Annotated in this window: 18 protein-coding genes; 9 read left to right on the forward strand and 9 right to left on the reverse strand. The window is 37.8% G+C overall.

Annotated features, from left to right (window positions below; genetic code table 11):
- Positions 1–227: 227 nt before the first annotated feature.
- Together J5J05_RS03030 and J5J05_RS03035 are read left to right on the forward strand one after the other, a co-directional pair.
- Positions 228–443 carry a helix-turn-helix transcriptional regulator gene (locus J5J05_RS03030; RefSeq protein WP_208559197.1) on the forward strand — a complete coding sequence of 72 codons (216 nt, stop codon included), beginning with the start codon at positions 228–230 and terminating at the stop codon, positions 441–443.
- A complete protein-coding gene (locus tag J5J05_RS03035) occupies positions 430–861 on the forward strand; it encodes a hypothetical protein (protein WP_208559198.1) in 432 nt (143 codons plus the stop codon). The genes J5J05_RS03030 and J5J05_RS03035 overlap by 14 nt, the downstream gene beginning before the upstream one ends.
- A 156-nt stretch (positions 862–1,017) precedes the next feature.
- On the opposite strand, the gene J5J05_RS03040 is transcribed toward J5J05_RS03035, so the two are convergent.
- Complete coding sequence (locus J5J05_RS03040) at positions 1,018–2,619, reverse strand: SulP family inorganic anion transporter (protein ID WP_208559199.1); 1,602 nt, start codon at positions 2,617–2,619, stop codon at positions 1,018–1,020.
- 199 nt (positions 2,620–2,818) lie between these two features.
- Between J5J05_RS03040 and J5J05_RS03045 the strand changes: the two genes are divergently transcribed.
- From J5J05_RS03045 to J5J05_RS03055, 3 genes are all read left to right on the forward strand, one after another.
- On the forward strand, positions 2,819–3,109 hold the full coding sequence (locus tag J5J05_RS03045) for a helix-turn-helix domain-containing protein (RefSeq protein WP_208559200.1): 291 nt from the start codon (positions 2,819–2,821) through the stop codon (positions 3,107–3,109).
- 257 nt (positions 3,110–3,366) lie between these two features.
- The gene (locus J5J05_RS03050) at positions 3,367–6,003 is read left to right on the forward strand and encodes a cation-translocating P-type ATPase (RefSeq protein WP_208559201.1); all 2,637 of its coding nucleotides are present in this window, start codon (positions 3,367–3,369) and stop codon (positions 6,001–6,003) included.
- A 199-nt stretch (positions 6,004–6,202) separates the two neighbouring features.
- The gene (locus J5J05_RS03055; RefSeq protein ID WP_208559202.1) at positions 6,203–6,508 is read left to right on the forward strand and encodes a hypothetical protein; all 306 of its coding nucleotides are present in this window, start codon (positions 6,203–6,205) and stop codon (positions 6,506–6,508) included.
- 66 nt (positions 6,509–6,574) lie between these two features.
- Here J5J05_RS03055 and J5J05_RS03060 read toward each other — a convergent pair whose 3' ends face one another.
- The 3 genes from J5J05_RS03060 to J5J05_RS03070 all read right to left on the reverse strand — a co-directional run bounded on the left by J5J05_RS03060 (position 6,575) and on the right by J5J05_RS03070 (position 9,763).
- A complete protein-coding gene (locus J5J05_RS03060) occupies positions 6,575–6,817 on the reverse strand; it encodes a hypothetical protein (RefSeq protein WP_208559203.1) in 243 nt (80 codons plus the stop codon).
- 139 nt (positions 6,818–6,956) lie between these two features.
- Entirely contained in the window at positions 6,957–8,375 is a 1,419-nt protein-coding gene (locus J5J05_RS03065; RefSeq protein WP_208559204.1) for a 6-phospho-beta-glucosidase, read from the reverse strand.
- A 164-nt stretch (positions 8,376–8,539) separates the two neighbouring features.
- The gene (locus J5J05_RS03070; RefSeq protein ID WP_425270340.1) at positions 8,540–9,763 is read right to left on the reverse strand and encodes a serine hydroxymethyltransferase; all 1,224 of its coding nucleotides are present in this window, start codon (positions 9,761–9,763) and stop codon (positions 8,540–8,542) included.
- Positions 9,764–10,044: 281 nt separating this feature from the next.
- Between J5J05_RS03070 and J5J05_RS03075 the strand changes: the two genes are divergently transcribed.
- Positions 10,045–10,575, forward strand: coding sequence for a 3'-5' exonuclease (locus J5J05_RS03075; protein WP_208559206.1), 531 nt, complete (start codon positions 10,045–10,047; stop codon positions 10,573–10,575).
- A 56-nt stretch (positions 10,576–10,631) separates the two neighbouring features.
- On the opposite strand, the gene J5J05_RS03080 is transcribed toward J5J05_RS03075, so the two are convergent.
- Together J5J05_RS03080 and tsaE are read right to left on the reverse strand one after the other, a co-directional pair.
- On the reverse strand, positions 10,632–11,150 hold the full coding sequence (locus tag J5J05_RS03080; protein WP_208559207.1) for a GNAT family N-acetyltransferase: 519 nt from the start codon (positions 11,148–11,150) through the stop codon (positions 10,632–10,634).
- A complete protein-coding gene (gene tsaE / locus J5J05_RS03085) occupies positions 11,134–11,607 on the reverse strand; it encodes a tRNA (adenosine(37)-N6)-threonylcarbamoyltransferase complex ATPase subunit type 1 TsaE (RefSeq protein WP_208559208.1) in 474 nt (157 codons plus the stop codon). The genes J5J05_RS03080 and tsaE overlap by 17 nt, the downstream gene beginning before the upstream one ends.
- A gap of 235 nt (positions 11,608–11,842) precedes the next feature.
- On the opposite strand from tsaE, the gene J5J05_RS03090 reads away from it, so the two are divergent.
- Positions 11,843–13,309 (forward strand): amidase, encoded by a 1,467-nt coding sequence (locus tag J5J05_RS03090; RefSeq protein WP_208559209.1) that lies wholly within the window; start codon positions 11,843–11,845, stop codon positions 13,307–13,309.
- A gap of 106 nt (positions 13,310–13,415) precedes the next feature.
- Here J5J05_RS03090 and J5J05_RS03095 read toward each other — a convergent pair whose 3' ends face one another.
- Together J5J05_RS03095 and J5J05_RS03100 are read right to left on the reverse strand one after the other, a co-directional pair.
- Positions 13,416–14,951, reverse strand: a complete 1,536-nt coding sequence (locus J5J05_RS03095; protein ID WP_208559210.1) for an IS1182 family transposase — start codon at positions 14,949–14,951, stop codon at positions 13,416–13,418.
- A gap of 399 nt (positions 14,952–15,350) precedes the next feature.
- Positions 15,351–15,821 carry a Dps family protein gene (locus J5J05_RS03100; RefSeq protein WP_208559211.1) on the reverse strand — a complete coding sequence of 157 codons (471 nt, stop codon included), beginning with the start codon at positions 15,819–15,821 and terminating at the stop codon, positions 15,351–15,353.
- A 174-nt stretch (positions 15,822–15,995) separates the two neighbouring features.
- On the opposite strand from J5J05_RS03100, the gene J5J05_RS03105 reads away from it, so the two are divergent.
- Positions 15,996–16,616 (forward strand): MBL fold metallo-hydrolase, encoded by a 621-nt coding sequence (locus J5J05_RS03105; protein WP_208559268.1) that lies wholly within the window; start codon positions 15,996–15,998, stop codon positions 16,614–16,616.
- Between the two features lie 16 nt (positions 16,617–16,632).
- Positions 16,633–17,607 (forward strand): asparaginase, encoded by a 975-nt coding sequence (locus J5J05_RS03110; RefSeq protein WP_208559212.1) that lies wholly within the window; start codon positions 16,633–16,635, stop codon positions 17,605–17,607.
- Positions 17,608–17,665: 58 nt separating this feature from the next.
- On the opposite strand, the gene J5J05_RS03115 is transcribed toward J5J05_RS03110, so the two are convergent.
- Positions 17,666–19,114 (reverse strand): glycoside hydrolase family 32 protein, encoded by a 1,449-nt coding sequence (locus tag J5J05_RS03115; RefSeq protein ID WP_208559213.1) that lies wholly within the window; start codon positions 19,112–19,114, stop codon positions 17,666–17,668.
- Between the last annotated feature and the right edge of the window lie 16 nt (positions 19,115–19,130).

Consider the following 19,130-nt stretch of genomic DNA (forward strand, 5'->3'; position numbering starts at 1 on the left):
TTTATCGTAATTCATTCTATCATATAGAAATCATCTTTATTTTAATTTTTAAGAATTTATTTATTGTTTGAAAATACCAAAAATCTTAATTTATTTAATTCTATTTTCTAGGATTATTCACTATAAGAAAAATCTTTATTTATTTTTGACAACTACTTTACAACGAAAAAATGTATGGTATATTTTACATATTGAATAATAAAGTATACTTTAAGAAGGAGTTTTTTATGACAAAAAACCTGAAGTTAAAAGCAGCAAGAGCTAAAATGAATCTATCTCAGCAAGAACTCGCTGATCAAGTGGATGTGACTAGACAAACGATTGTTGCTATTGAACGAGGAGATTACAATCCTACAATCAATTTATGTATTCGGATTTGCCAAACTTTAAACGTTACCTTAAATGACTTATTCTGGGAGGAAATTCCAAATGAAAAATTATGATGAGTACCAAAAATTTTTACGCTATAAATATGGGAGTGAATCGTTCATTATAGTTCTTTTTCTTACATTTATTAACTTCTCTGTTCATTTATTTTCTGATAGAAAGTGGGCTGAAAACCAGAGCCTCGAAATGATGTTACTAGTATTTATTGCTATTATTTATTCTGCTGTAAGGATGATTTATAGCGGTGCTTATTTCAAGAAAAAACAAAACGGGCCATTTATTGCTATTACTTTTGCTTTAATAGGCTTTTGTAACTTGTACTTGGTCTTCACTTCTAATTTCCCAATTATAGAAAATAACATACTCACTTATGATGTTATGAAATTAGTATCTAGTATTTTTTTCCTTTCACTTTCGTTAGCCTATTTTGTAAGAACTTTAGTTGAAAAGCGTTTGGAAAAGAATGATGGCTAGTATGAAACTAACTTAGCTGTAAATCAGCTGTATCTCTTATGTTAAATAATCCTTGAAAAATCCAAATACTATCAATTTATTATTTCGCTTCTTATCTCTAAGCATAAAAACGACCGTCAAGTCTACCTATTAGGTAAGCTTAACAGTCGTTTTGATTTATACATAAGGATATTCGATAATTTCATCTTCACCTTCATCGATAATGACTGATGTAAAGGCATTGGCATTATGGAACATTCGCTTACACTCGTCACTCAAACGAACGATTTTGAAAGTTTTTCCAGCTTCTTCGTAACGTTTCGTGATAGAACTGATTGCTTCAACTGCTGAATAATCCGTTACTTTTGCGTATTTAAGATCAAGGATCACTTCATTTGGATCATTGTGTACATCGAACAACTCTTTGAAGTTCAAGACAGAACCGAAAAATAATGTTCCATTGATTTTATACGTTTTTTCTTCGCCATTGGTTTCCTCGACATTTGCGTAAATTACTTTCCCTTTTTCCCAAGCGAAGATCAATGCTGAAACAACAACACCAGAAATAACAGCTGTTGCGAGATCTGCAAAGATTGTAATGACTGAAACGATAATGACAACGAGAATGTCTTGCGCTGGTACTTTACCTCTGTAGCGCAAGCTCTCCCATTTAAACGTACCAACCACGACCATAAACATAACGCCAACTAGACCAGCTAATGGGATCGCATTAATAAAACTAGAACCAAACATAATGAAAAACATCAATGCAGAAGCGGCTACTAAACCTGATAAACGATGTCTACCGCCAGATTTAACATTAATGATCGACTGACCAATCATTGCATCTCCACCCATGCCACCAAAGAATCCGTTGACCGTATTGGCAAGACCTTGAGCAATAATTTCTTTGTTGGTTCTTCCTCTTGTATTCGTCATTTCATCTAATACTTGTAAAGTCAACACTGCTTCTGTTAAACCTACTAAGCCTCCTATAACTGCATAGGGGAAAATAATACTCAACGTTTCAAAGTTTAAGGGGACTTGAGGGATATGAAATCCTGGAAGTCCACCGGCAATTTCCATTCCAGCGAAATCTTGTACGTTTCTTAAATGAATACCATTGTTACCCAACACAACTGCTATTACTGTCATGACAATAATTGCAATTAAACTTGATGGGATCGCTTTGGTAAATTTAGGAACAAAATGAATAATCGCCATTGTCAGAAGGACAAAACCAATCATCAAAAACAAATCTAATCCTTGCATCCATGTTGATTCGGTTATGGTATTTCCATTTACTTCTGTAATCTGACTGATTTTAAATTGATCCAATTGTGCGATAAAAATAACAATCGATAACCCATTCAAAAATCCGAGCATCACTGGGTAAGGAATGATGCGTGCATACTTTCCTAACTTAAGTAAACCAATACTAACTTGTATAATACCTGTTAATACAACTGTCGCAAATAAATATTCTAGTCCGTGCATAGCAACGAGCGATGCAAATACCACTGCCATAGCTGCCGTTGATGAACTGATCATTCCGGGTCTTCCTGTAAATAGTGCTGCAATAAATCCAATCATGACAGCAGTCTGTAAGCTTAATATTGGACTAACCCCTGCTACAAAAGCAAACGCGATCGATTCAGGAATCAGCGCTAAAGCAACTGTTAATCCAGCTAGCACTTCATTTTTAACGACTGATTTATTTTCTTTCATTAACTGCATCGGTCGAAATGTTGCATCACCTGAATTTTCTTTATTTTTCATTTCTTCTCTCCTTCTTCAGCTAAACCTCTTTATAGCCACAATTAAATATATTAACACATTTATCATTTTAATCAACAAAAAATTCACTTATAGATTAACATTTACATGATAAAGTGTTTTCATTCGGAAAATTAATCTTTAACTTCACATTTCAACATGCTATGATATTCATGCTAATAAAAAAACTGAGGTGCCTACAATGGAATTTGGACCCAAAATCAAAGCGTTAAGAATATCCGCAAACATGACTGCAAAAGAACTTGCGCAGAAAATCGATATTTCTCCTTCTTTCATATCTGCTATCGAACATAATTCGACGAAGTTATCTTTAAAAACCTTATCTCATATTTGTGATGCCTTAGGCGTTAGTCTATCAGAGTTTTTCAAAGATGAAGCGAGTCCGATTGAAAAAAGATTGAGTACAGTGATTCACGCCTTGCCGGAAGAAAAACAATACGATCTACTGAAGTTTCTTGATGGACTTGTCTGACCACCTTTTCTATCTATATACAGTAAAAGGATTGTTCTTGCTTTTATCTCAATAGTTTTATATAATGAATTCGACAATATAATATGCTTACGGGAGTAACTTGCAGCGAAAGCTGTTACAGTGCCACCAACCGTAGATACTTGTTTATCTGCTGGTGCTGTATTAAATAGTGAGACGTATGCGGAGCTTTTTGCCTCCGCATACGTCTCTTTTTTTCTATTGAAGGTTCCTTCACGACAGAAAGGATGATTGAGTTTATGCAGTATTACCAGCAAAAACCTGAAGACCTATTGTCTTCTTTAGATACAACAAAGGAGGGGTTATCTACTTCCGAGGTGAAAAAACGCCAGGAGGAAAATGGCTTTAATGAGCTGGAACAAAAAGAACGCCAGTCTACTTTCTCTTTATTTCTAGAAAGTTTTAAAGATCCCATGGTTATCGTCTTACTGATCGTTGCCATCGTTCAAGTCATTTTAGGAGAAGCGGTTGAATCAATTATTATTTTTACCGTTCTCGTTATCAATGCCATTTTGAGTGTTGTACAGACAAGAAAAGCAGAGGATTCCCTTGCTTCACTTAGAGACATGGCTGCACCAACAGCAACCGTTATTCGTGATAAGAGTACACAAAGTGTGCCAGCACGAGAACTTGTTGTAGGTGATGTAATCATTTTAGAAGCAGGAAATAATATTCCCGCTGACGGTAGATTATTCGAGGCAGAATCTCTTCAAGTTGAAGAAGGTGCGTTAACAGGTGAGTCTGTTCCTTCTGATAAAGATGCCAAAACCATCACAGAAGAAACAGGGTTAGCGGATAGATTGAATATGGTGTACAGCGGAACGCTAGTCACTTATGGACGTGCCAAATATGTTGTAACCGGTATTGGCTCAGATACTGAAATGGGTAAAGTAGCAAAATTAATTCAAAATGCTTCTGCCAAACAAACACCGTTACAACGTAAACTCGAAGTTTTCAGTAAAAAATTAGGATTTGTTATTTTAGCTCTTTGTATTTTGATATTTGGTATTCAAGCTGCTCGTATCTTCTTTAGTGGAACCCAAGATATCCAAATCCCTCTATTAAATGCATTTATGTTTGCCGTAGCTGTCGCTGTTGCAGCCATTCCAGAAGCGCTTCAGTCTATTGTAACCATCGTCTTATCAGTAGGAACAAATAAAATGGCTAAACGTCATGCAATTATTCGTAAACTACCAGCTGTTGAAACGCTTGGTTCTACTAGTGTCATCTGTACAGACAAAACAGGTACCCTTACACAAAACAAAATGACTGTAGTGGATACCTTTTTAGCGGAACGAGAAGAAGCTGCCTACACTAACCAGCCTGATCAGTGGTCATCAGACGAAAAGCGTCTGATGCAAATCGCTGTTCTAGCGAATGACTCTTCTATCAACGAAGCTGGTGAAGCTAGTGGCGATCCAACTGAAATCGCCTTAATTGATTACAGTAACAAACAAGGTTTACCTTTCTCTGAATTGCGTGATGCCTATCCAAGAAAGTCAGAGTTGCCATTTGATTCAACACGTAAGCTAATGTCGACTCTTCATGACATTGATGGTGAACAATTGATTTTGACCAAAGGTGGACCCGATGTTGTATTCAAGCGCTGTTCAAAAATCCTTGTTAATGGACAAGTTGAAGAATTGACTGATCAACACTTAAAAGCCTTACATCAAAGTAACGAACATTTTTCTGATCAAGCAATGCGCGTGCTTGCTTTCGCTTATAAACCGATTTCTAAAGAGGATTTGGATCTTGAAGATGAAAATGATTTGATTTTTGTTGGATTATTTGCCATGATCGATCCGCCAAGAGAAGAAGTTTATGATGCTATTAAGGAAGCCGCAGAAGCTGGTATCCGAACTGTTATGATTACGGGAGATCACAAGACGACTGCTCGTGCGATCGCACGTGACTTAGAAATATTCACAGAAGGCGATATCGCTTTAACCGGTCAAGAACTAGATGCCTTATCGGAAGAAGAATTAATGGAAAAACTGGAACGTATCACAGTTTATGCGCGTGTAACACCGGAAAATAAAATCAGAATCGTTGAAGCTTGGCAAAATAAAGACCAAATCACTGCAATGACTGGTGATGGGGTCAACGATGCGCCTGCACTGAAGCAAGCAGATATTGGAGTAGCAATGGGGAGCGGAACTGACGTATCAAAAGATGCGGCTGCCATGATCCTTACAGATGATAACTTCGTTTCTATCGTCAGTGCTGTATCTGTTGGTCGTAACGTCTATAGTAACATCAAGAAGGCCATTGCTTATCTCTTTTCTGGTAACTTGGGAGCTGTAGTAGCGATTATTGCTGCCTTGCTCATGAACTGGGTCAATCCCTTCACTGCCTTACAATTATTATTTATCAATCTGGTCAACGACTCTATTCCAGCAATTGCTTTAGGGATGGAACCTGGTGAACCACATGTTATGAAACAAAAACCTAGAGATCCTAACGAAGGTATTTTCTCTGGACAAACGTTACAATCTGTTATCTTTAGAGGATTGACCATTGGGATTGCTGTTATTATATCCCAATATATCGGTCTAGGGTATTCTAATGAAATAAGTGTAGCCATGGCCTTCACAACCTTGATTTTAGCCAGAACATTGCAAGTTTTCCCTGCACGTTCGAACTCTCAAACGGTATTCCAAGCAGGATTTATGACCAATAAATATGTTGTTGGTGCCTTTGCAGTATGTATGGTACTTTATGCGATTACAATATTGCCAATCGTTCGTCCAATATTTGATATACCCGCAACATTTGGTCTAGAACAATGGGGAATCGCTGCTGGTTTAGCACTGGCTACAACAGTTATTCTTGAACTTAGAAAACTAATCTTCCCTTCAAAACTAGCTGACTAAGCAGAGTTAGTCGGTAGAGAAAAAATATTTTTACCACACAAAAAGAAAGCAGAAGAACTTTTCTGCTTTCTTTTTGTGTATTTGATTATCAGTTGAAAGAACATAGTAAATTTATTTCGTTATATTACATGTGAAGTTTTGATGATGCTTAAAGTGCTTCTTCATATGTGTTAGTATAGCAAAAAGGAGTGATGTAGTGATGGCCCTGCTTTTAGAAATTGTCCATATCATTTTTCCAATTATTTTTGTTGGTATAGTGGTTATTTTTGTGATTCATAAAATAAAATCCAAGTCTATAAAAGGCACACTCGGTAAGAAGCGTACCCAACAAGCACAAACCTTGTTAGACAGTTTAATTCCTCTTGGAATGCTATTGGGTTTACTCTTTGCTATCTTATCAAGTCTATTTTTTTCGATATCTTTATTATCTGCGATTCCTATTGGTGCTGCTATTGGCCTTTTAATCGGCTATGTTGCTTACGAGATTTATAGCCGCGTAGAATAATCCTTCTTTTAATATCAATCAGAGTACGAACTAACCACTTTTAGATAACCTCTGTTAGCATTTATCTTACGTACTTTTCACTTTATCTACAATGCTTTTGGCTGATAATAAATCTAAAGGATAATAACGTTCTCTAAGTAATTTTATTGTTTTAACTTCGTCTTTCTCAATAGCTAATGTTTTTTTTGCGAACGACTGCAGTTCACTTTCATCAAATACGAAAAGACCTTTCAGCTTTTGGATTTCTCTCTGCTGTAGGTAATTCAATAGTAGTAATAGTGTAATCATTGCTGCTAACAATAGCACCATTATATCGCTCCTTCTTAAATCGCTTATAACTTATCATACTTTATGGTAATAGATAATAGCAACTACTCTTTCAGTTATTCAATCAATCTTCTACTAAGAAAGCCTGAAGTCAGATGACTTCAGGCTTTTTCTCAAAGTACTATTCTACTACTTGTTTTACATTTGATTTCATCAATTCGTCAACATAATGAACAGTTTCTGGTTGGTTTTTTTCGATATCTTTTATTTTGTCTGCAAATTGTGGCAAATAGTCTTTATGTGCATAAAGCATTTCATCTAGGAGTGTTTTCGCTATACGCCCACCTGGGATCAGCGGATTAACAGTGAATGCCTGGAGTGCGGCTCCATAATTCCCTTCAATGGCAGTTCGAATGACACTTTCTTCCATCCCTTTCATATTCTGAATCATTCCTCTTGCGCCATCATTTTCAAATGTACCCCAGTTATACGGTTCAAATCCATGTGCCGTAACGACCCCTGAGACTTCTACTGCACAATCATATGGCAAGTCTGTGATCGTTCCATTGTTTTTAGTGGAAACCACCATTTCAGTATGTTTATCATTTTGAATAGAAGCAATGATCTCACAAGCTGCATCACTATAATGTGTCCCTCCGCGTTGAGATAATTCTTCTGGTTTGTGGTCAAGATTAGGATCTTTGTACATCTCAAACAACCGTGCTTCTGTTTCCTTAACGACTTGTGCACGTGTCTCTCCATTTTTGAACTCTTCAATAGAATGCTCAAGCATTTCATCTTCAATATAATAATAACGGTGATACCCACAAGGCAACATGTGCAAGTCTTGTATTTGTTCGTAATGGAATAATGCACTATGAATGTTTTTCAAATGATTATCTTCTTCACTTTGATTTGGTCCATATATTAAATCAATCAATTCATCTGTCCGCTCTGCACCTGTTTTATCCCATACTCTATGCCAATGGAAATGATTGATACCTGCAAATTTAAAGAATAGATCGTCTGCTGGAAGGTCTAGTTTCTCTGCAGCTGTTTTAACATGACCAATAGGCACATTACATAAGCCTACCGTCCGTTCCCAACCACCATGTTTGATTGCTGCTTCTGTCACCATGCCTGCTGGATTCGTGAAGTTAACTAACCAAGCATCTGGGCAAACTTCTTTCATATCTTCTATAATCTCTAAAATAACTGGAATCGTTCGAAAAGCTTTTAAGATTCCCCCTGCACCATTGGTTTCTTGTCCCAAAACACCATGAGATAATGGAATTCTTTCGTCTTTCACACGAGCGTTTAGTAAACCGACACGGAATTGCGTTGTTACAAAGTCGGCATCTTCTAGGGCCGTTTTACGGTCTAATGTTAATGTGACTTTCCAATCTAGACCTGCTGCTTCGACCATTCGTTTAGCCATAGCTCCTACAGTATTTAATTTCTCTTTTCCATCTTCTATGTCCACTAATACAATTTCTTTTATTGGAAGTTCATCTTTACGAAGAATGTAGCCTTCGATCAATTCTGGTGTATAGCTAGATCCACCACCTATTGTTACTATCTTTAATCCATCTTTTGCCATTTTCGTGCTTCCTCCCTTAAATGCTTTTATATTGTACCGCTTTCATATAACACCTTAACCTTATTCTATGTAATGGTTTACATGCAAGCTTTTCAAAATTTCTCTTTATATTCTCATTTTAGACAAAAAAGGAATCCCACTTATATGGGATTCCTTCCATTGTGTTAGTTATAAAGTGGGAAACGAGTCGTTAGCTCACGAACGGCTATTTTAACTTGTTCAAGTTGTTCTTCATCATCTTTATTTTCAAGTGTTTGGACGATCAGTTCGGCTACTTTTTTACTTGCCTCTTCGTCAAATCCTCTTGTTGTGATGGCAGGTGTACCGATACGAATACCACTTGTCTTGAATGGACTAAGGGTTTCGAAAGGAATCGTATTCTTGTTAACGGTTATGCCCACACGATCGAGTAATGATTCTGCTTGTTTTCCGTTCATTTCAAAATCCGTTACTTCTAACAATAACAAGTGGTTATCTGTTCCACCACTGATTACGCGTCCTTTTGACGTGTTGAATACATCAGCCATTGCTTTAGCATTCTTGATAATTTGTTGTGTATACGTTTTGAATTCTGGCTGAAGGGCTTCTTTGAACGCGACTGCTTTTGCAGCAATAACGTGCTCAAGTGGTCCACCTTGAATACCAGGGAAAATCGCACTATTCAGTCTTTTAGCATAAGCTTCTTTTGCAAGAATCAAACCACCGCGAGGACCTCTGAGTGTTTTATGTGTTGTACTCGTCACGACGTCTGCATAAGGAACTGGATTAGGATGTTCTCCTGTCGCAATCAAACCAGCGATATGTGCCATATCTACCATTAAGATCGCACCCACTTCGTCAGCAATCTCTCTGAATTTCTGGAAATCAATTTCTCTTGGATAAGCACTATAACCCGTGATGATCAACTTAGGCTTATGTTCAAGTGCTAATGCACGAACTTGGTCAAAATCAATTGTTTCTGTTTCTTTATTTACGCCATAAGGAACGACATTATATAATTTACCACTGAAGTTCACTTGCGAGCCGTGTGTTAAGTGACCACCATGATTCAAATCCATCCCCATATAAGTATCTCCAGGTTCAAGGAATGTCTGGAAAATAGCCATATTGGCTTGTGAACCAGAATGTGGCTGTACATTGGCATACTCTGCTCCAAATAATGTTTTCACTCGCTCGATAGCCAGGTTTTCTACAATATCTACAAACTCACAACCACCATAATACCGCTTACCGGGATAGCCTTCTGCATATTTATTTGTCAGTACGCTTCCTTGTGCCTGCATAACTGCTTCAGATACAAAGTTCTCAGAAGCGATCAGTTCAATATTCTCTTCTTGTCTGTTCTTTTCTTGCTCAATGGCATCAAAAACCTCTTGGTCAAAATTCAATGCGTACAACTCCTCTAACTACTTTGATATAGAAAGAGTATAGCACAGGTAGCATCGAACGAAAGAACGATTTTTAAAATTTGTTACATAATCTATCCCAATCATTCGGTTATCAATAGACTCGTCAAATTTCTGAAACAAAAACATTAAAATCGTATCATAACTTTCTTGCATAGTTGAATCCCTTAATAATCATGGTATACTTTATAAGAATGCACGTTCGTTTATTGGACGTCGCTAGCTAGATCAAATAGCTTCTCATAAAAGAAAGTAGGATGCTCATGAACTTTACTGCATTAGATTTTGAAACAGCTAATCGAAAAACACATAGCGCTTGCTCTGTAGCACTTACCGTCGTTAGAAATAATCAAATCGTTGACGAATACTATACATTGATCAACCCTGACACTTGGTTCGATGCTGGAAATATCCGTATCCATGGTATTCGAGAAAGAGACGTCTTAAATGCCCCCTATTTCCCAGAAGTATGGGAAGAAATGTCTAAATACTTTACTGATGATCAACTCGTTATTGCTCATAATATGCCCTTTGATAAACGCATACTTTTAGGTACACTTGATTATTACGGAATCGATCACCCTCGTTTCCAGACCCTTTGCACCGTCCAGTCTTCTAGAAGACTACTCAGACAATTACCTAATCACAAGCTCAATACAGTAGCAGCGCACTATAATATTCCTTTGAATCATCACCATGCACTAGAAGATGCTCGCGCATGTGCTACGATTTTAATTAATCAAGAAAAAGAATACGGCACGACTTCATTAAGAAGTCTCATTAAATTCGCATAAAAAAAACTGGTATCACTGGAAGAAGTTTTACTTCATTTCCAATGATGCCAGTTTTTTTATACGAGTTTCGCCATCATACAGACTGGTAAAAATTCACCGTTATCTCTAACGCCTTTTTGCATGATTCCTTCGAGTTCAAATCCATATTTTTCGTATAAATGAATGGCTCTTTCATTTCGCTGTTGTACTTTTAATTCAATTCTTTCTATGACCTCAGACTCATCTGCCCAATGCATTACTTCTTTCAGTAACTCTGTACCGATTTTAAATCCCCAGTACGTTTTATCCACTACTATACCCAATTCACCGATGTGCTTGATCTTAGGTTTGTCTACGGCATGAATGGTCGCCATACCGATGATTTCTTCTCCAAGCAAGGCTACGATTAGACAATTGATTTCAGAGTCATAAATTTCAGCAATATGGTGCGCTTCCTCTTCTACTGAAAGACCAGAACCTTCCTCACCCATTGTCATATAACCCGTTTGAAGAGCTGTTTTTTCCAGACACGCAAGCAAAGATGCTGCATCTGATGGAATGGCTTCTCTAATACTGATTTCAATCTCTTCTCTCATTTTCTAACTCCTTCAATAATTGTTCATATTGCTGTCCGACAGCCGTTAACATGAGTTCTCTGTTGTCCATATTTTCAAGAGCAGTCTTTATTTCAATAAGCAAATGTTCTGTTGGGAGTTCTTCTTTCACGACAGATCCCCATTCGATCACACAGACGCCGTCACCTTCAAAGTATTCATCCAGTCCCATTTCTTCGGCTCCTGTATCTTCGAGTCGATAAAGATCCATATGATAAAGTGGTAATCTACCTTGTGTATATTCTCTAATCAACGTATACGTTGGACTTTTGATCACTCGATCAATACCGAGTCCCTCAGCAAACCCTTTAGTAAACGTTGTTTTTCCCGCACCTAGTTCACCCTCGAGCAGAATCGTCATACCCGGTTTTACATGCTTAGCCAATCTACCTGCTAGCTGTTTCGTTTCTAATTCATTCGATGTTTTGACAATTTGCATGCGCTGATTCTTCCTTTACATAATTTGAAATTATTTTACCATAACTTTATCTATAATCCTATTGTGCACGGTTTTAAAGCTATTTAAAAAAACAATGTTGTCTTTATTTTCCGTCAAATTCTTTTCGCTACTTCAATAATTGGACTAGCTCTTTGAATCTTTTGTTATTTTCTTTAACAAATCTGCTATGTACAGTATCCTAGAGATACTTACAAGTTAGGAAAGAGGTTACCCTATGTCATCACCTTTCGATCGTAAACAAGATGGTTTGTACTACGCAAACCTTGTCCGTACAAAACAAGCTTCACCTAAAGAACTTATTATGGAGAGTTTCAAACAAATCGATCAGCAAAATCCCCGTTTAAATGCTGTCATTTCAACGAGAAAAGAGAAAGCACTACAAGAAGCACAATCGAGAAATTTTGACCATTTGCCATTTGGTGGGGTTCCTATCCTCTTAAAAGGGTTGGGGCAAGATCTCAAAGGAGAACCCGCCACTTCCGGTGCCCGTTTGTTGAAAGATGTTAAAGCGAAACAAACGGCTCACTTTGTTACTGATTTAGAAAAAGCTGGATTCATTCCAATCGGTCACACGAATGTTCCTGAGTTCGGATTTACGAATATTACAAATCCTACTTTATATGGTCCTGCTCGAAATCCTTGGGCCGATAACCGGACACCTGGTGGTTCAAGTGGTGGGGCTGCTGCTGCAGTTGCTTCTAATATGACATCAATTGCTGGTGCTAGCGATGGCGGTGGCTCGATTCGTATTCCTGCTTCTTTTACCGGTCTGGTCGGCTTAAAACCTACTCGTGGCCGAACAGCTGTCGGGCCTGGGAGCGGTCGTGGTTGGCAAGGTGCTTCTATCACTTTCGCTTTAACGAAAACAATCCGAGATACAGCTGCCTTACTTGATGCGGTTCAAGTCGTTCAACCTCAAGCAGCATTCCAAACGCCATTGTTCGAAAAAGGCTATCAATCTATATTAGCGCAACCGCTAAACAGACCGCTAAAAATCGCAATGAATTTAACAGCTCCGAGTCTTCATCCAATTGATAAAGAGGCAGAAAAAGCAGTCAGAAAAGCCGCAAGTTGGTTTGAAGCTAACGGTCATCAAGTTACCGAGGCTAAACCCGATATAGATACGCTTCGCTTAATGGAGAGCTATTATGCAATGAATGCTGGTGAAACTGCTGCTTTCTTTGAAGGGCTTGAGCACAGTTTTGGAAGATCCTTTTCGTTAACGGATATGGAATTGATGACTTGGACTTTACTGCAGGCCGGCAAAAAATTACCCGCTGCAACTTATGCGCGTGCTATAGCCGAATGGGATCATGCAGCTGAAATTTATCATAACTTCCATCAGCAATACGACCTTTTATTGGAACCCGCTACAGCAGATGTTGCACCTGAAGTAACAAGAACCTATTGGTCTGAAACGTTAACACAACAAATGGAACAAACACAAAGCTATACTTCTGGTGAAGCGCAACAAATCATTTGGGATATGTTTACACAAAGTTGGGATATCACTCCTTTTACGCAACACGCAAACTTGACAGGGCAGCCAGCAATCAGCTTACCTACACACTTAACACAAGCTGGACTTCCGCTCGGAATTCAATTGACCGCACCAAAAGGTCAAGAGCATCTTCTTTTACAAATTGGTCAGCTAATGGAACAAGATGGTCAGTTTATCTAAAAAATGAGGCTGGGACATAAGTCCCAGTAACTCTTTAAATACGAAAACCCTAGAAAAATTGTGTTTTTACAATTTTTCTAGGGTTTCTTTTCATTGATTTACTTTACTATTTTCTTCTCTTGTTGTATTTCCATAGATTATTAGCCATAAAAATCAGATTAGTTTCGTTTTCTACTTTGGATTTTCCACGAACTGAAAATTGAGTGAACCTCAAATTGGCCTTCACCTGTCCGAAAGTTGGTTCTACATCAATTTTACGTTTTCCGTAAAAATGAATACCTTCTTCTGACGAAAGCTTTTCTCGAATATCTAATTTTTGCTCTTCATACTCATAGTTAATAGAAAAGGATTTTCTACCATTCCTATACTGTGGGTCTGTTGATTGATAAATATGCGCTAATCTTATAAAACCTGTAGCTGTTTTCCGTTTACTAACATGACTATAAGCATAAACTGTACCATCAGGATGCGTATATGTATTATGTTCTTCCTCGTAAAGCCAGTTAGCTGTATTTTTATCTGACAGTATAAATCGCTTCTTCTGTTCCTTCTCATACATGCCATATTTAACCAGGCCAGTCCAAGAGGACTGATCCAAGTAAGCTAAATTTTCCTGACTACCGTATCCCGCGTCTGCGACAATAAAAGTTGACGGTTGAACCGATTCAGGAAGAGAATGCATAAATGGGATAAGTGTTCTTGTATCCGTTGGGTTAGGGTAAACTTGCGTATGCAAAACAAACTGATTTTCAGTGGCGATTTGGATATTATAGCCCGGCTTCAATTGACCATTCATCATGTGGTCGTCTTTCATCCGCATGAATGTAGCATCTTTGTCTGTTTTAGAAAAGCTGTTTCGACCATTAAATGTATTGTAGTAATCTTCATATTTCTTTTCTCTCGGTATAAAGTCTTTTTTTAACCTGTTTCTATGCTTTTTCAAGGAACGACGTTTTTTCTTTAATTTACTTACTCTTTCTTTTTCTGTTGCGTCACTGATCTCTAGCTCAACTTTTTCGATTTCTTCCTGAATAAGTCCATGTAACGCTGCAATTTCTTCTTTAGAAAATACTTGGTTCTGATCTTTTTCGACCGCTTGGTCGATTAGTGGAGCGATCTCTTCTTTATAGTACTGTACTTCTTTTTCTTTCAATCGAGGATAAAATCGATCAACAGCTTTTTTCCAGACAAAAGTATATTTATTGGCGTTTGCTTCAAATTTAGTACCATCAATAAACAGGGCTTTTCCTTCAATTAGTTTTTCCTGTTTCAGACGAATAGAAAATGTGCAATAGAGGTCTTGTAAGATACCCTTAGTCGTTTCTGATACTCTAAATCGGTTGAGTGTACGGTAAGATACCAGCGTTTGTCCGGTCAACCATTGCATGGCTAGATTTTCTTGCATCATTTTTTCTATTTTCCGACCTGAAAAGATGCCTTCTGAGTAGGCAAACAGGAGTGCTTTAAGTAAAACTTTTGGATGGTAAGCTGGACGACCGAAGTCGTTTTCAATTAATTGATACTGCGCGTCATCTAGATCTTCTACGACTTGGTGAATGGCGTAGACGATATGGTTTTCTGGCAGATAGCTATCCATTTCTAATGGTAAGAATGTTTGGTTCATGGTATATTGAGTATACATAAGGAGCACCCTTTCTATGGTGTTTTTGTGGTGATTATATTATAGCAAAGCTGTGCTCCTTTTGCTTACATAGACGAATAAGATCCACCGGAAAATCTACTTGAGATTTCCGGCGGATCTTATTGTTTAACTGGGACTTTTGTCCCAGCCTCATTTGGTCAGTTTCTAAACGGTTTGACGGATACGTTTGAAATCACCCAAAAGTAGACAGGCTACCGCATGCATCCATTCGCGGAAAGTCAAACGACGCTGATCTTCATAACGATTAATCTACGAACGCACAATAAAAGAAAAAATGGGACCCTTAACCAAAAAGAACCCCAGAGAAAATTATAAACATACAATTCTCTCTGGGGTTCTTATCGTTAAAGAGCTTATAGGACTTACACCCAGCCAACTTTATTTTTTATCGTCTAACGCTTTGTGTCCTCTATATGCTTGTAACATCCAGATTGTTTTATCTACTTCTGTTTTTTGTGCAATCAGCATATCATTTGAAACATCATCGTGTTCTTCATCTGTTAACTTAATACCGTTTGCAAGCTCATCTCTTAATACTTCATAATCAGTGATCACATTATGGATCATCTCTTCTTCAGACAGTTTTCTTTCTTCAACTGACTCAGAAATCAGTGAATGTTCTAAGAATTCTTGTAATGTTGAATAAGGTGTACCACCAATAGATAGTAATCTTTCTGCCGTTTCATCCATTTGTTCCGTCAAATCATCATACAGTTCTTCCAATTTAGGGTGAAGTGAGAAAAAATTCGGTCCTTTAATGAACCAATGTGCCTGATGTAGCTTGATGTAAAATAGCCCTTGTGTCGCGACCAATGTGTTCAAATATGCTTTTGATTTTTCGCTTACCATAAATCTTCCTCCTATATTATAATCATTCTAATTTATATTTTATTCCTTAAAAAGGGGATTGTCCAATCATTTCCCTCCCTTCGACAGCACTCTTTTTATTCGTTATAATAAGTAAGCAACGTCGGTCTTTTTCAACGCCGACTATTAATTTATGAGCTGGAGGATACATTTATGATTCAAGTAAGACAAATCATCACCGGTACAATTGAAGAGAACTGTTATATTATATACAAAGGCGATCAAGCTTTAATTGTTGATCCAGGAGATGAGACCAGTAAAATCAAAAATGAAATTGAAGAACTTAACGTTCGACCAGTAGCTATTTTACTCACGCATACGCACTTCGATCACATCGGTTCATTAGAAGATATTAGAGTAGATTATGACATTCCTGTCTATGTCAGTGCTGAAGAGCAAGAGTGGTTAGGCGATCCTGTACGAAACCTCTCCGTCAATAAACCATTCAGTATCATCGCTAATCCTGCTGACTACCTTTTTGATCCAGTTGAAACACTCGATATTGAAGACTTTACTTTTGATGTCGTTCCTACACCGGGACATTCTCCTGGTGGTGTAAGCTTTATTTTCCACGAAGATAAATTTGTGATTTCTGGGGATGCTCTATTTAGAGGCAGTGTCGGTAGAACAGACCTTCCTGGCAGTGAGCCAGCCAAACTGTTGCCAGCAATCAAACACTATCTATTTTCCTTACCAGAGGACTACGCTGTTTATCCTGGTCATAGCAAAGATACTACGATTGGTCATGAAAAATATACAAACCCGTACTTTAGATGATTGTGAGGAAACAATAATGAAACATATTTTAATCTTGCACACAGGTGGCACGATTTCCATGAGTACAGACCAAAGTACTGGCGTCGTGAAACCTAGTTCTGAACATCCATTAAATCAATATAAATATGTATTTGATAAAGAAGTCAAATTAACTGAGGAAGATATTTTACAACTACCATCCCCTCATATGACACCAGCCGATATGCTTATTGTCAAAAATCGAATTCTCGAAGCCATTCAAGCAAAAGATATTGATGGTGTCGTTATTACACATGGTACAGATACTTTAGAAGAAACAGCTTATTTTTTAGATTTGACTGTTCCCTCTTCCATTCCAATTGTCATGACCGGTGCGATGCGCCCAACAAATGAAATCGGATCTGATGGTGTCAGAAATCTACAAAATGCTGTCTGGACAGCTATGTCCGATGACGCTGCCGACAAAGGGGTTCTCGTTGTTATGAATGAAGAAATTCATGCAGCACGCTATGTAACAAAAACCCATACAACAAATGTTGCCACTTTTAGAACGCCTACTTTCGGACCTATTGGTATCGTATCTAAAAAAGAAGTCATGTTTTTCCAAAAATTAATCAAAAAAGAATGCTTTCCGATTAATAGTGTCAATAAAGTCGTTCCACTATTAAAAGCTTACGCAGGAATGGAAGGATTTCTAATGGATTCACTCATCAATAGTGATATTGATGGATTGGTCATAGAAGCCCTTGGCGCCGGAAATATGCCTCCAGCAACATTAAACGGTATTCATGCTTTGATTGAAAAAGGTGTGCCTATCGTATTAACGTCTCGTGCGTTCAATGGTATTGCACAAGACATTTACGATTACGAAGGTGGCGGAAAACAGCTGAAAAATGCTGGCGTTATTTTCGCCCCTGGTTTGAGTGGCCCTAAGGCTCGTTTGAAATTACTCGTCGTATTAGAACAGTCTGTTGAGATAGACTATCTTACGGAAATATTTGAAAAAGTTTAATGTACAAAAAGCGCAAGTGATCAATTGAACGACTGATCGCTTGCGCTTTTTTTATTCACTAGGCTTCCTTTAAATCCCATTTTTCTACTTGGATCCTTGTATTTCCTTTGAACTGAATCGCTGTTGTTTTTTCCTTTGGGTACATTCTGCTAGTCAACACATATTCACCATCATTTAAGAAAATTTCGATCGAAGAGGTATCCACGAACACCTGTATTTGATCTAATGCTGTTAGATCAATTTTTCTTGTCTTTCTTCCGAATCCTGATTTACCTAACGTTAAGGCAAATCCCTGTCCATCGAAAGTCAGTACGATATCTTGCGAAAGCTGCATCGTGATCGGCTCTTTTGGAGAGTTCATTTTAACAAGCATTTCGTATGTTGTGCTCGTTTCCGGCATACTTTGATACTGTTCGCTTAAGTCTAGTTGTGTTTCTATTCCATCTTTTCTTAATCGTTTATATTCAGACAACGGACGCTGCTTGAGTTTCCCCTCTTCAATGGTCAGTTCTCTTGGCAGTGTTAGAGCATGTTGCCAGCCACGTTCGATCGTTGGGTTAGTATAATCCGATTCAATATCTGGAAGTCCCATCCATCCCCATAGAATCCTTCGACCTTTTTCATCCAAGAAGGTTTGCGGAGCATAGAAATCAAATCCTCTGTCAAGTTCGATAAATGGCCCACTTGGTTCAAACGTTAACTTTTCCCAATTGGTTTTTCCAATCATTGAACCAGACTGATAGATATTTTCAAATTCGTTTCCACTTTGTTCTACACCTTGCGGAGACATCAATAAGATATCTTGTCCGTCGAGTTCAAAGAAGTCTGGGCACTCCCACATATAACCTAGTTTTGGCTGATTCTCGAGAAGATTACCCGTATAAGTCCACTTCGATAAATCTTCAGACACATAAAGTAAAATAGCTCCTTTATCTTCAATCGTACGTCCACCAAGAACCATATAAAATAACCCATTTTTTTCAATAATCTTGGGATCTCTAATATGTTGGGTAAACCCTGCTGGATAATCGGTTGAGTCAATCACTACTTCACGACTATCAATGGTAAAGCCGTCTTGACTCGTCATGTGAACCGTATTTTGTTCTCTACCACTAGAAATATAATCATGTTTTCCTGGATGTTTGACATTCCCTGTATAGAAAAAGTGTGTTACACCTTCTTTTTCAAAAGCACTTCCAGAATAGACACCATGACAATCAAATTTCTGATCGGGATAAAGAAACATCTCTTCTTCTTTAAAATGAACGAGATCTTTAGACGTCTTGTGCCCCCAATATTTCAGTCCTCCTTCAGGGTCTAGAGGAGAATATTGGTAATAAACGTGATAAATCCCCTCTTTTTGGTGGATACCGTTTGGATCATTTAACCAACCTGTTGGCGGTTGCTGATGAAATGATAGTCTCCATGGATCCGCAGCAACTTTCTGTTGCAGTGAATGCTGTCGACCTTCAATGCCTTTTTGCAAAGTTTCTGTCAATAAATTCATGTACCCATTCCTTTTT

It is taken from the genome of Marinilactibacillus kalidii (assembly GCF_017599325.1).
In the GTDB taxonomy this organism is placed as follows: Bacteria; Bacillota; Bacilli; order Lactobacillales; family Carnobacteriaceae_A; genus Marinilactibacillus; species Marinilactibacillus kalidii.

Bases quoted from the DNA above. Each gene is read 5' to 3' on its own strand.
- J5J05_RS03030 (WP_208559197.1), top strand. From the start codon at position 228: ATGACAAAAAACCTGAAGTTAAAAGCAGCAAGAGCTAAAATGAATCTA.
- J5J05_RS03035 (WP_208559198.1), top strand. From the start codon at position 430: ATGAAAAATTATGATGAGTACCAAAAATTTTTACGCTATAAATATGGG.
- J5J05_RS03040 (WP_208559199.1), bottom strand. From the start codon at position 2,619: ATGAAAAATAAAGAAAATTCAGGTGATGCAACATTTCGACCGATGCAG.
- J5J05_RS03045 (WP_208559200.1), top strand. From the start codon at position 2,819: ATGGAATTTGGACCCAAAATCAAAGCGTTAAGAATATCCGCAAACATG.
- J5J05_RS03050 (WP_208559201.1), top strand. From the start codon at position 3,367: ATGCAGTATTACCAGCAAAAACCTGAAGACCTATTGTCTTCTTTAGAT.
- J5J05_RS03055 (WP_208559202.1), top strand. From the start codon at position 6,203: ATGGCCCTGCTTTTAGAAATTGTCCATATCATTTTTCCAATTATTTTT.
- J5J05_RS03060 (WP_208559203.1), bottom strand. From the start codon at position 6,817: ATGGTGCTATTGTTAGCAGCAATGATTACACTATTACTACTATTGAAT.
- J5J05_RS03065 (WP_208559204.1), bottom strand. From the start codon at position 8,375: ATGGCAAAAGATGGATTAAAGATAGTAACAATAGGTGGTGGATCTAGC.
- J5J05_RS03075 (WP_208559206.1), top strand. From the start codon at position 10,045: ATGAACTTTACTGCATTAGATTTTGAAACAGCTAATCGAAAAACACAT.
- J5J05_RS03080 (WP_208559207.1), bottom strand. From the start codon at position 11,150: ATGAGAGAAGAGATTGAAATCAGTATTAGAGAAGCCATTCCATCAGAT.
- tsaE (WP_208559208.1), bottom strand. From the start codon at position 11,607: ATGCAAATTGTCAAAACATCGAATGAATTAGAAACGAAACAGCTAGCA.
- J5J05_RS03090 (WP_208559209.1), top strand. From the start codon at position 11,843: ATGTCATCACCTTTCGATCGTAAACAAGATGGTTTGTACTACGCAAAC.
- J5J05_RS03095 (WP_208559210.1), bottom strand. From the start codon at position 14,951: ATGTATACTCAATATACCATGAACCAAACATTCTTACCATTAGAAATG.
- J5J05_RS03100 (WP_208559211.1), bottom strand. From the start codon at position 15,821: ATGGTAAGCGAAAAATCAAAAGCATATTTGAACACATTGGTCGCGACA.
- J5J05_RS03110 (WP_208559212.1), top strand. From the start codon at position 16,633: ATGAAACATATTTTAATCTTGCACACAGGTGGCACGATTTCCATGAGT.
- J5J05_RS03115 (WP_208559213.1), bottom strand. From the start codon at position 19,114: ATGAATTTATTGACAGAAACTTTGCAAAAAGGCATTGAAGGTCGACAG.